Genomic DNA, 9,591 nt, shown 5'->3' with positions numbered 1-9,591 from the left:
TCGACCGTCGCGGGGAGGTCGTCGTCCGGCGTGGATGCGGCACTGCCACCGGCGCTGGCCCCCGCTGCCGGATACACTTCGTACTCGGCGTCCTCGATCTCGACGATGTCCGCCTCGCGAGCGTTCTCGGCGAACTGGTCGGCCCACTCCGCCGAGCCGTCGTGTTCGGGGGTCCCCTCGGGTCCGCGCGCGACGACGTGCTCGCTATCGTCGACCAGCCGGTAGCGCCACTCCTCGCCGGACTCGTAGAGCTCGTAGGTCGGTTCGCCGGCGACGGTGACCGACGCTGACTCGAGCGCCGGGAGTAACGCTTCGGCGGCCTTCTCGGCGTCGCGCCGGGAGTCGAACTCGTCCGTGCTGTTGGCGACGATCTCGTCGTCGGCATCGACGAACCGCCAGGTCCAGCCGTCGGCTTGCTCGCAGAGTTCCACGCCGACGTGCTCGACGTCGAGCACCCGCGCCTGGTCGAACCGTTCGGCGAACGTCTGGGCGGCGTCTTCGGCCCGCTCCTGCGTCGAGTGCCCCGTCTCGCTCGAGGCCAGCGGAGCGCGTTCGTCGTCGACCAGCTGCCAGTACCACTGGTCGCGTCGCTCCTCGTAGGTGAAGGCGGCGCCCTCGATCTCGATCACGTCGGCGTCGGGGCCCCGATCCTTCAGGAAACTCACCGACTCCTCGGCGCCGTCGCGCTGATCGAATTCACCGGCACAGGAGCCGACGATGGAGCCGTCGTCCCGCGCGAGCGTCCACTGCCACGTGCCGTCGCGGTCCTCGTAGAGTCGGAACGCCGAGGTCGTCAGCTCCATCAGCCCCGCGGAACTGATCTGGGACTTGACGCGCTCGATGCCCTCCGTGGCGTCCGGCCGCGTCACGGCGCTCTCGTTGCTCTGGGCCAGCGCCTCGAGGTGAAGGACGTGCCACTTCCAGTCGCCGTTCTCGTCGCGGAAGACGGCGAACTGCGCGCTTTCCATCGCGTCCCCGGTGAGAATCGGCGGATCTTCGGTCTTCCCCTCCTCCTCGACGAACATCCCCTTCTGTCCCGTGAGCACGGGAACGAGTGCGGTCACGCCCGCGATGACCCCGATACCGAGCGTGTAGACCGAAATGACCTCGACGCTGTAGTCGGTCCCGAGTTGCCGCCAGTTGTACGGATACGCCCACCCGAAAAAGCCGACGCCCGCCAGTGAGATCAACAGACCGACGAAACTGGCCTGGATCCCCCGCCGACGAACCGGCAACATCAGGACGATTCCGAGCAGGCAGAACGCGAGCCCCGTCGCGGCCGTCACCCCGGAGAGGCGGATGAGCGTGTAGGAGTTTCCGTCGCCCGCGTAGCCGATCACGAACGTCGCGACGCCAGCGGCACCGATGATGTAGCCGACGATGAACAGCCAGTAGCCGTAGACGTCCTTGCTCGAGTCGGGTTCACCGACGTAGTGTTCATACAGCTGAAATAAGTTTTGGTGAAAGTCAGTTTGTGAAGCCATTTTCAAACTTGACCGGATAACTCTAACGAACCATAATAAAGTTCTGGCTACCAATATAGAATCTGTCATTAAACGGCGCGGTTCCTCGAGCCTATCGGCCACGTTCGGTCACCGAAATCGGGACCGAAAACGGTCACTGGATGACGAGGGGAGCGCCGAACGGCAGTGCACAGTCGATCGTATTTCTGACTGTTCGATGGCAGAATACGGCTTCAGCGACAGTGGCTCCGATAGCGACTGAGCGGAGCACGCCCCTACTTGAGCACTGCACCGGCCGGATGCGTGGCGCAGACCGAGGGCTCGTAGCCCGCATCGGAGAGCCCCGTCCCGAGCGCGAAGACGGTTTCGCCGAGCATGGCCATCGACGCCTGTCCGTCGGCCGACGAGACGTCGGTGATCGCCTCTGAGACCCGTGCCGTCAGCAGTCCCGCATCGCGCGCGAACAGCCGCGAGGCGTATAGGAAGGACAGTAACGTCGGCTCCTCGACGACCCGCGCGAGCGCTTCCTTCCCGGCGGCGGTCAGCGCCTCCGTATCGCCCGAGAGCACGTCGGCCGTCGAGCGTTCGCCGAACGAAACGTATTCGACTCGTGCGCGGGCGGGGATCGCATCGAGTTCGTTGTGATGGGGCCCGCCGGGCTCGAGGCGGATCGGGACGCCGCCGTGGGCCTGCGCGACCACGTCTCCGAGCCCCGTTCCGGCCTGGACCTCGGCGCCGTGGGCGATCGTGACGAGTTCGTTCATCGAGAGCTTGCGATCGAAGACGCGATTGGCCGCGAGCGCCGTCCCGAGTGCCATCGCTCCCGAGACGCCGAACCCCGCTCCGAGCGGGAGTTCGGAGTTCGCCTCGACTCGAGCAGTCGCGTCGAGCGTCTCGAGGACGGTCGCTACCGGGTCGACATCGATCTCCGTCCCGTCGAGTACGACGGTCGTCTCCGTCGCTGGCTCGATCGTTACGTCGACACCGTCCGTCAGCGTCAGTCCCGCGCCTCGTGAGCCGGCTTTCGTCGGATCGTCGTCCGGATGGGCGCTGAAAAAGCCCGTGACGTGGCCGGGGACGAACGCCGTCGCCTCCTCGCGCATTACGCCTCCGCTTTCGGCCGGAGCGATATAACGTTGAAGATTCCGCGATCGCCGACGGACTCACGGTACGAGTCAGTTCGATGTCCAAATCCCCATCGAGACGATCGATAGCCGGTCACGCGTACCACACGGTTGGGGAGCAAAAGCACGCACCGGAAACGCGACTCGTTTCGCCGAGAGCGTTCGGGATCGGGTCGTTCCGAAACGCGGTCGTCTGAACAACACTACTACTGCCATAGACAACTCTCGTCATTGTATTAAACACGCTCTATATAGAAGAGAAAATTGCATCATCTATCATATGATACCATTGCACGTCGAATGACAGACAACGACAAACTCGGCGAACAGCCGGCAACCGACGAATCGACGACCGATCGACGAACGCTCCTGAAGGCCACCGGAACGACCATCGTCGTCGGCGCGGGACTGGCCGCTGCATCCGGGTCCGCATCCGCGCAGTTCGGCGGCCCCGAAGTGATCGAAGTCGACGACGGTTTCTTCAGTTGGAGCGCCGACGGCAGCCTCCCCGTCACGGACGAACTGCTCATCTTCATCCACGGCTGGTTCGGCGACACAACCGTCTCGAGCCAGGCCTCGGACGTGCAAGACTCCCTCGAGTCCGGCGGCTATTCGCCGGACGAAACCGTCGCGATCGAGTGGCCCGCGACGACGATCAACTTTGCCGGTGCCGAAGGCGACACCGAGGATGTCGGCGAGGTTGTCGCCGGCCTCATCGAGGAGTTCTACGACAGCGGCGGCGGCAACGTCCGCCTCGTCGGTCACTCGCTCGGTGGCCGCTGCGTCTACTGGACCGCGACCAAACTCAGCAGCGGCTACGAGATCGAGACCGTCGCCGGCCTCGGGACGGCCGCCGACGGCTCCGAGATCTGCGGCAGTCCGTGGAACGCAGGTCTCGACAACGCCTGTGAAGTGCGCAACTATCACTCCAACAACGACTCGACCGTCGGCTCCGCCTACGGTGGTTGGGGCGACACCGCACTCGGGACGGAGGGTGCGGGCTGCAACCCCGCGGCGAACTACACCGACGTCGACGTGACCTACAGCGTCGGGAGCCACCTCGCGTATCTGGGTGACAGTGCCGTCGGCGCGGACCTCGCCGGTGCAATCAACAGCGGCTCCTGTACCAGCGGCGGCGGTGGCGACGACGGCGGCGACGACGGCTGGGGCTGGTTCTAACGCCCGACATTCGGCCACCGCCGACCGAGTGCCGATGCCGACGCTCGTCGGCCGGGCTCGAATGCGCTCGAGTGTCTCTCGGCGAGCGCCTTCCATTCCGTCCCGATTGCGGCCCGCTCCCCGGCACCCGACGGACGCTCTCTTCGTTCTGCAGAACCGTACAACGGCATGAACGTATCACGCCGCTGCCGCCGGCAGTAGCGGGGTTGACGCTGTTCGCCGTGGACGCACGTCCGAGATGCACGAGCCACGGCGATCACCTGAGCTAGCTCGATTCGACCGTCGTCATGAACGACCTCGCGGGCAGTTTCGACGACGGTGAGGACGACGCCGATGACGGTGATGACGACGATGGCGGCTGGTTCGACTGGTTCTGAACGGTAGCGAACGAGAGGATCGCCAGCTGATTCTCGAAACGAACGGGAAGAATCCCGCGAGACTCGAGCGGCGTGAGAGCCTCGCCGGTTCTCAGAGACACGCCCGACGGGCTCAGTCGCAGGTGGTCACGCGAAACGACCGCCGGGAGTCTCGCTTGCTCTCGACGGTTTCGCCTACGGGCTCAACCGTTGACGATCTCGCGGGAAGAGAACTGCTTCCCGAATGTTGTCCAGCCCGAGGATCGTCATGATGAGGCGCTCGCCGCCGAGGCCGAAGCCGGCGTGGGGCGGCATCCCGTACTTGAACATCTTGGTGTAGTACTCGAACTGGTCGGGATCGAGTCCCTGCTGTTCGAAGCCCTCGATGAGCTTCTCGTGGCGGTGCTCGCGCTGGCCGCCCGACACCAGTTCCATCCGCGGGTGCATGAGGTCGAAGCCGGTCGAGAGCTGGGGATCGTCGTCGTGGTCCTTGATGTAGAACGGCTTGATCTCGCTGGGCCAGTCGGTGATGAAGTAGTGACCGCCGACGTCGTCACCGAGGGCCTTCTCGGCCTCCGTCGAGAGGTCGTCACCCCAGACGAGCTGTTCGTCGAGTTCGCCCGTCGCGTTGATGCGCTCGAGGGCGTCCTCGTAGCTGATGCGCGGGAAGGCCTCCTCGGGTGCGCCGAACTCCTCGGTGAGACCGAGCGCCTCGAGTTCGTCGGCGCAGTTTTCTTCGACGGCTTCGTACGCGGCGCGGACGACGCCCTCGACGACGTCCATCGCGTCGTTCTGGTCGCAAAAGGCGCCCTCGAAGTCGATCGAGGTGGCCTCGTTGAGGTGACGCGGCGTGTTGTGTTCTTCCGCGCGGAAGATCGGACCGATCTCGAAGACGCGCTCGACGTTCGAGCCGGCGATGAGCTGCTTGAACAGCTGCGGCGACTGGTTCATGAACGCTTCCTCGCCGAAGTACGTGATCGGGAAGAGTTCGGTGCCGCCCTCGGTGCCGGTCGCGACGATCTTCGGCGTGTTGATCTCCGTACAGCGGAACTCGCGGAACCGATCGCGCACGGCGCGCATGATCTCCGAGCGGATCTCGAAGATGGCCTGTACCTCGTCCTTGCGCAGGTCGAGGGTGCGGTTGTCGAGTCGCGTCGAGAGATCGGCGTCGACCTTGCCGGAGGGATCGAGCGGCAGTTCCGGATCGGCGGGCGCGACGACCTCGACGGACTCGGGCGTGATCTCGACGCCCGTCGGCGCGCGCGGTTCCTCTTCGACCGCACCGGAGACTTCGACGACGCTCTCGCGGGAGACGCCCAGTCCCGTCTCGACCAGGTCGTCGTCCATCTCGTCTTTCTCGAACTTGATCTGGATCTTGCCGGTCGTATCCCGGAGAATCAGAAAGGCGATGCCTCCGAGATCGCGGATCTCGTGGACCCAGCCGGCGACCGTCGCGTCGTCGCCCGGCTCGGCGTCGGCAGTGTAGGTTCTGTCCTGCATACCACCCGATTCACGCAGGCGGAACTTAAGCGCAGTCGTTCGCACCGAGCCTCACGGGTCTCGGACTCGTCCGACTCACTTGGAAACCGTGCCGGCCAGAATGTAATACTCGTGGCGGGGTTCCCGCCCCCACAGCACCGGGTCGACGAGCGGTTCGTGCTCGATTTCTCGGAGGCCGTGTCGTTCGAAGACCGCACGCAGTTCCTCGGGCGGTCGCCCGTCGTACATCGGCAGGTCGTCGTGGATCGCTTCGTACTCGTCCCACGGTTCGGCGTGGTTCCAGTAGCCCTCGATCACGAGAATCCGCCCACCCGGTTCGACGACCCGCCGCCACTCCTCGAGCGCCGTCTCGGGATTCGGGAGCGTCCAGAGAAGGTGACGCGCCGTAACCAGTTCGAGGGCGTCGTCGGGAACCGCGAGGGCCTCCGCGTCTCCACGGTAGAAATCGGCCGATCGGCTCGTCCGTTCGGCTTTCTCTCTGGCGCGCTCGAGCATCTCCGGCGCGAAGTCGACGCCCGTGACGTCGTGGTCCAGTTCCGCCAGCAGCAGCGAGATAACTCCCGTTCCACACCCGATATCGAGCACCGCCAGCGGTTCGTCGCCGGTCCACTCGCGGAGAACCGACAGCCACTGTTCGTGTTGTTCCTCGCTGTGGGTTCCGTGCTGGCTCGCGTCATCGAACGTCATCGCGCGCCCGTTCCAGTGCTGTCTGACGAGTTCCTTGACGGCACCCCCGTTCTGATCCGGTCGCGTCATGCAGGAATTCCTCTCACGTGTACTGACCTTCCCCTAGACTCGACAAAAGTCTGGGGGTCGTTACGTTCGTCTCCGTACTGAGCGGCTATTCGGCACAAATACTCGTCCGAAAAGCGGCAGGCAACGAAGCCGGACGAACCGTTTTGCCGGGCCGGCACGATTCCGACCGTATGGACGACCTCGAGCGACTCGCCGACGACGTCCGAAGCGCAGACGCGGTCGTCGCCTTCACCGGCGCGGGGATCTCGGCCCCCTCCGGCGTCCCGACGTTCCGGGGTGACGACGGCGTCTGGGACCGGTTCGACGAGGGACAGTTCGCCTACGGCCGGTTTCAGCGCGATCCCGAGGGGTTCTGGCGGGACCGCGTCGAACTCCAGCGAGTGATGTTCGACGAGGAGTACGAGCCGAACGCGGCCCACGAGGCGCTGGCCGAGATGGAGCGGGACGGCGACCTCGAGGCGATCCTCACCCAGAACACGGACGGGCTCCACGGCGACGCGGCCGCGGCGATCGATGACGACGCGGAAGACGGCGAACCGACCGTCCTCGAGTTACACGGCAACGCACAGCGGGTCCGCTGTACGGACTGCGGGAAACGCAGGGACGGCGATCCGATCTTCGAGCGCGCCGCGAACGGCGACCGACCGCCGACCTGCAAGTGCGGCGGCGTCTTCAAACCCGACGTCGTCCTCTTCGGCGAGCAGCTCCCGGGCGCGGTCATCCAGCGAGCGCGGTCGCTCGCCCGCGAGAGCGACGTCTTCCTCGCGATCGGCTCCTGGCTGGTCGTCGAACCCGCCGCCTCGCTCCCCCGACGGGCCGCCTCGACCGGTGCAACGGTGGGGATCGTCAACCTCGAGTCGACGCCCTGTGACGACATCGCCGACGCGGTGTTCCGCGAGGACGTGACGGCGGTGCTCCCCCGGTTGCGGGACCTGGCCGCGGAGTGATACGGTTTGCTGTAACGATTTACCGGTGGGACCGCAGGACGGTCGCGGTCCCACCGGCAATGACTTACAGCAGACCGTATGAGCCGATCCCGCGTCCCGGCGCGGCCTCACTCGACGAGCTGCTGGTCGATCAACTGCGCCTGCCCGCGGCGGAGCCGTTCGCTGACGGCCTGGTTCGAGATCTCCAGTTGGGCGGCGATCTCGGACAGCCCCGTCTCGCGGGGGACCTCGAAGAACCCGTACTCGTAGGCCAGCGCGAGCGCCTCCCGCTGGGCGTCGGTCAGCGTGGATCCGCGGCCCCGGTACTGACGGTCGTCATTGGCGAGGCGGTGTAACTCGAGGGAGACGCCCTCGTTCGCGAGGAACTCGTGATAGCGACCGAACGAGGCGCGATCGGGAAAGCGCATCTCGATCTCCCAGCGCCCGTCGGAGCCCCGACAGTCGAGTAGCTCGCCGCCAGCGTCGACCCACGCACGATACGCGCCGATGACGTCCGTCTCGCTCCGTTGCAACCGGTATCGGCTCTCGCCGTCGGCACCGCCGATCCGCTCGAACTCGGCGATCGTATCGTCGGCTACGAGCGCTCGGTCGAGTCCGTCGCGGTCGCGACAGTGAACCCGACAGAACGCGATGGGGCGGTCGGGATCGAGGGCGTACTGGCGCTCGAGTTCGACGTCGATCGACGGCAGGGCCTCGAGCGTTGGCCCGAGGAGGAGCGCCGGCGACGACGCCTCGAACGCGGCGAGGAGACTCATGCAGGGTCGTGTGACACGGAAAGACAAAACAGTTGAGGCCACTTTGCCGGGGCCATCGGACGCAGCTATGCGTCGTTCGCCGCCGCGACGGTTTCCCGAACGGCCTCGATGCCCTCGTCGTGTGCGAGGTCGCCGACGACGATCACGTCGGCGTACCGGGCCATCGAGTACGCGGAGTCGTAGTCGTGGATGCCGCCGCCGTAGAACAGCGTCGACTCGTCGACGGCCTCGGCGGCGGCTTCGACGACGCCTTCGTCGCCGAGCATACCGGAATACTCGACGTAGACGATCTCCTGGCCGAACATGTGTTCCGCGACCGTCGCGTAGGCGGCGACGTCGTCGGCGCCGAGATCGCAATCGGCCTCCGTCAGCTCCGCGACGTCGGCCTCGGGGTTCATCACGACGTAGGCCTCCGTCGTCGTCCGGTCCCAGTCGAGGTCCCCCTCGAGTCGGACCCACTCCTTGTGAGCTTCGGTGATCCAGAACGGCGACCCGGCGTTGAAGACGGTCGGGATGAGGTAGCCGTCCAGCGCGTCGTTCTCGAGGACGACCTCGGGATTCGACGGCTCCTGATAGAGCGCGACGTCGTGTTCGGCGCAGGCCTCGATGACCGCGCTCATGTTCTCCTCGGTGATCCCCATGGTGCCGCCGACTTCGATCGCATCGGTCCCGGTCGCACAGAGATCGCCGTAGGTCACGCCCGCCGGTAACTCCTTGTCCGGATCGAGCTTGAGAATATGGTTCCAGTCGTCCCAGGGGGTAGTCATACTGCGTCGTTTCCCGACAACCAGCAAAAGCGCTACGAAACGACCCCCGTCTCGAGGATCGCGCGTCGGACCCGGGATCGGATGAGGATCGGGACCGGATCACATCGCCCGACGACGAGTCGGTCCGCTACGGGCGGCTGCAACCGATCGGCGCGCCCGACCCGATCACAGTCGCTCGGCGCTGACGGCTCGCATCGAGCTGTCGTTCTCGACTTCCCAGATCCGTAGTACGAGGTGTGCCTTGCAGTAGTATTCGGCGGTTTCGAGACCGGTCTCCCCGTTCTCGAGGACGAGTTGGCACGTGTCCCCGTTCGAACACTCTGGTGAATGTTCACACATTGGTACTCGGTTCGACTACTCCCCTCGCAGGCAAGACGTTGTCGGTGAAAGAGTTCGGTTTTTTTACCCGGCCCGGTCCCCTGCTACCGGTTCGATCGGCTCTACTCGGCGGTATTACCGGGTACTGCACGGGCTGTGCACCGATCACTACAACCAGGGACTCGGAGGCGCGCGCCGCGCCGGATCGGTGACCGGCTGCAGTGACAGATTGGAGGGGCGATTGCGGTGACAGACCGGAGATCCGATTGCGGTGCAAAACCGGCTCGACGCTAGACGCCCTGACTCATCAGGTGGCTACGCAACACGTCGGCCTCCTTGTTCCCGGATCCCGTGTTGACGATGACGACTGTCTCGTCGCCGTCGAACGCGCCGCGTTCCGCGAGCTCCCACGCGCCGCTCGCCGCC

The 9,591-nt window shown here is 65.5% G+C and carries 9 protein-coding genes and 1 pseudogene; 2 read left to right on the top strand and 8 right to left on the bottom strand.

Translation table 11 applies throughout. The features are described from left to right. Both PGX04_RS29460 and PGX04_RS29455 read right to left on the bottom strand, forming a co-directional pair. The coding region (locus tag PGX04_RS29460) for a cell division protein CdpA domain-containing protein (RefSeq protein WP_425498468.1) at positions 1-1,484 on the bottom strand (1,484 nt) is incomplete at its 3' end. 254 nt (positions 1,485-1,738) lie between these two features. Continuing rightward, positions 1,739-2,566, bottom strand: a complete 828-nt coding sequence (locus tag PGX04_RS29455; RefSeq protein ID WP_273741739.1) for a pantoate kinase — start codon at positions 2,564-2,566, stop codon at positions 1,739-1,741. Between the two features lie 321 nt (positions 2,567-2,887). Between PGX04_RS29455 and PGX04_RS29450 the strand changes: the two genes are divergently transcribed. Further along, the gene (locus PGX04_RS29450; protein WP_273741738.1) at positions 2,888-3,766 is read left to right on the top strand and encodes an esterase/lipase family protein; all 879 of its coding nucleotides are present in this window, start codon (positions 2,888-2,890) and stop codon (positions 3,764-3,766) included. Between the two features lie 551 nt (positions 3,767-4,317). On the opposite strand, the gene aspS is transcribed toward PGX04_RS29450, so the two are convergent. Beyond that, on the bottom strand, positions 4,318-5,622 hold the full coding sequence (gene aspS, locus PGX04_RS29445) for an aspartate--tRNA(Asn) ligase (RefSeq protein WP_273741736.1): 1,305 nt from the start codon (positions 5,620-5,622) through the stop codon (positions 4,318-4,320). Between the two features lie 75 nt (positions 5,623-5,697). Next, positions 5,698-6,378 carry a class I SAM-dependent methyltransferase gene (locus PGX04_RS29440; RefSeq protein ID WP_273741735.1) on the bottom strand — a complete coding sequence of 227 codons (681 nt, stop codon included), beginning with the start codon at positions 6,376-6,378 and terminating at the stop codon, positions 5,698-5,700. Positions 6,379-6,548: 170 nt separating this feature from the next. Here PGX04_RS29440 and PGX04_RS29435 point away from each other — a divergent pair, with 170 nt between their 5' ends. After that, the gene (locus PGX04_RS29435; protein ID WP_273741734.1) at positions 6,549-7,325 is read left to right on the top strand and encodes an SIR2 family NAD-dependent protein deacylase; all 777 of its coding nucleotides are present in this window, start codon (positions 6,549-6,551) and stop codon (positions 7,323-7,325) included. A gap of 107 nt (positions 7,326-7,432) precedes the next feature. On the opposite strand, the gene PGX04_RS29430 is transcribed toward PGX04_RS29435, so the two are convergent. The 4 genes and pseudogenes from PGX04_RS29430 to PGX04_RS29415 all read right to left on the bottom strand — a co-directional run. Continuing rightward, on the bottom strand, positions 7,433-8,080 hold the full coding sequence (locus tag PGX04_RS29430; protein ID WP_273741731.1) for a helix-turn-helix domain-containing protein: 648 nt from the start codon (positions 8,078-8,080) through the stop codon (positions 7,433-7,435). A 65-nt stretch (positions 8,081-8,145) separates the two neighbouring features. Then, positions 8,146-8,847: a phosphoglycerol geranylgeranyltransferase gene (locus PGX04_RS29425; RefSeq protein WP_273741730.1), complete on the bottom strand. Its 702-nt coding sequence runs from the start codon at positions 8,845-8,847 to the stop codon at positions 8,146-8,148. A 165-nt stretch (positions 8,848-9,012) separates the two neighbouring features. Beyond that, positions 9,013-9,186: a hypothetical protein gene (locus tag PGX04_RS29420; protein WP_273741729.1), complete on the bottom strand. Its 174-nt coding sequence runs from the start codon at positions 9,184-9,186 to the stop codon at positions 9,013-9,015. 269 nt (positions 9,187-9,455) lie between these two features. Beyond that, positions 9,456-9,591 (bottom strand): annotated as a pseudogene (locus PGX04_RS29415) (threonine synthase); the annotation flags it as partial.

The organism is Natrinema soli, from assembly GCF_028618695.1.
Note: the sequence above shows the minus strand (reverse complement) of the source record. Positions and strands in the feature narration are given on the sequence as shown.

Excerpts from the sequence above, each read along its gene's own strand:
- PGX04_RS29455 (WP_273741739.1), bottom strand. The coding sequence starts at position 2,566 with ATGCGCGAGGAGGCGACGGCGTTCGTCCCCGGCCACGTCACGGGCTTT.
- PGX04_RS29450 (WP_273741738.1), top strand. The coding sequence starts at position 2,888 with ATGACAGACAACGACAAACTCGGCGAACAGCCGGCAACCGACGAATCG.
- aspS (WP_273741736.1), bottom strand. The coding sequence starts at position 5,622 with ATGCAGGACAGAACCTACACTGCCGACGCCGAGCCGGGCGACGACGCG.
- PGX04_RS29440 (WP_273741735.1), bottom strand. The coding sequence starts at position 6,378 with ATGACGCGACCGGATCAGAACGGGGGTGCCGTCAAGGAACTCGTCAGA.
- PGX04_RS29435 (WP_273741734.1), top strand. The coding sequence starts at position 6,549 with ATGGACGACCTCGAGCGACTCGCCGACGACGTCCGAAGCGCAGACGCG.
- PGX04_RS29430 (WP_273741731.1), bottom strand. The coding sequence starts at position 8,080 with ATGAGTCTCCTCGCCGCGTTCGAGGCGTCGTCGCCGGCGCTCCTCCTC.
- PGX04_RS29425 (WP_273741730.1), bottom strand. The coding sequence starts at position 8,847 with ATGACTACCCCCTGGGACGACTGGAACCATATTCTCAAGCTCGATCCG.
- PGX04_RS29420 (WP_273741729.1), bottom strand. The coding sequence starts at position 9,186 with ATGTGTGAACATTCACCAGAGTGTTCGAACGGGGACACGTGCCAACTC.